This is a genomic window from Rhodovulum sp. 12E13 (assembly GCF_003340565.1).
GTDB lineage: Bacteria > Pseudomonadota > Alphaproteobacteria > Rhodobacterales > Rhodobacteraceae > HLUCCA09.
The window spans coordinates 4,486-5,898 of the sequence record NZ_QPLK01000066.1; the positions used below are offsets into that span (position 1 = coordinate 4,486).

The window sequence follows — 1,413 nt, forward strand, 5'->3', positions numbered from 1 at the left end:
TAGGGCTCTGACTCAATCTCGGTGCAGCGGATGGGCTTTGATGGTGTGACCGCCCCCCGACGGCATCTGGTGTGCCAAGGTGGGTCATCGACGATCCACGAGGAGGGCGGTCATGTCGGAGATTACCACGGTCGGGCTCGATCTGGCGAAGAACGTGTTCCAGCTGCACGGGGTGGACGCATCTGGACGGGCGGTGCTGCGCCGGAAGTTGCGGCGCCGTCAGGTGCTCGAGGTTTTGGCGGGGCTTCCGCGCTGCACGGTGGCGATGGAGGCGTGTGGGGGCGCGCACTTCTGGGGGCGGGAGATCGAGAAGTTGGGACATGAGGTCCGGCTGATCCCGCCGGCCTACGTGAAGCCGTTCGTGCGCAGGCAGAAGAACGATGCGGCGGACGCGGAAGCCATCTGTGAAGCGGCGCAGCGGCCGAACATGCGCTTCGTTCCGGTCAAGAGTGAGGAGACGCAGGGCGCGGCGGCCATCTTCCGGGTGCGCGAGTTGCTGATCCGGCAGCGCACGCAGACCATCAACGCGTTGCGCGGCCACCTGACCGAGTTCGGCGAGATCGTCCCGCAAGGGGCCGCGAGCATGCGTCGGCTGATCGCGCTGATCGAAGGATCCGAGATCGACCTGCCCGAGACGGCACGCGCGACGTTGCAGGTCCTGGTCGATGGTTTGCGTCATCTTGGCGAGCGGATCGCCGCGCTCGACGCGGAGATCGCCCGCCGAGCGCGGGAGGACGAGACGGCGCGTCGGCTGATGACGATCCCCGGCATCGGTCCGCTGCTCGCCACCGCGCTGGCGACGCTCGCCCCGCCGCCCGCGCACTTCCGCCGGGCGCGCGACTTCGCGGCGTGGCTCGGCCTCACGCCCCGGCAGCACTCGACCGGCGGCAAGCAGCGGCTCGGCGCGACCACCAGGATGGGCGAGCGGTCGCTGAGGCGGCTGCTGATCCTCGGCGCCAACAGCGTCGTCATCAAGCGGCGCACGAACCCGATGGCGCAGCCGGGGACCTGGCTCGGCGGGCTGCTCGCGCGCAAGCCGGGCATGCTGGTGCGGGTGGCACTGGCGAACAAATTGGCGCGGATCGTCTGGGCGCTGATGGCCCGGGGCGGCGTCTACAGGGCTCCGGTCGTGGCGGCGTAGTCCGACCGCGATCGGGGAACGTCGGAGCGGACGAGGGCAAGGAGCGGTATGGCGCAGCGATCGTGAGACGGGATCGGGACACCCAGGGCGCAACAGAGTGCCACTGAGCACGCGGCTTTGATCTGGACCCGGTCCTCGACCACCATACGGGCCCGCGGCAGGCAAGGCCGCATCACGAGGCCGGATACATGTCAGCACCCGACGATGCGCCAAAACCAGCTCCGCAAAATCCCTCTTGCGCATGGGGCGGTTATACATGTTGCGCAAAGGGC

At 68.9% G+C, this 1,413-nt stretch carries 1 protein-coding gene; it reads left to right on the plus strand.

All coding sequences use genetic code 11. The features are described 5' to 3' along the window. The first annotated feature begins 112 nt into the window (after window positions 1-112). Complete coding sequence (locus DLJ49_RS20620) at window positions 113-1,141, plus strand: IS110 family RNA-guided transposase (RefSeq protein WP_115395394.1); 1,029 nt, start codon at window positions 113-115, stop codon at window positions 1,139-1,141. Window positions 1,142-1,413 lie beyond the last annotated feature (272 nt).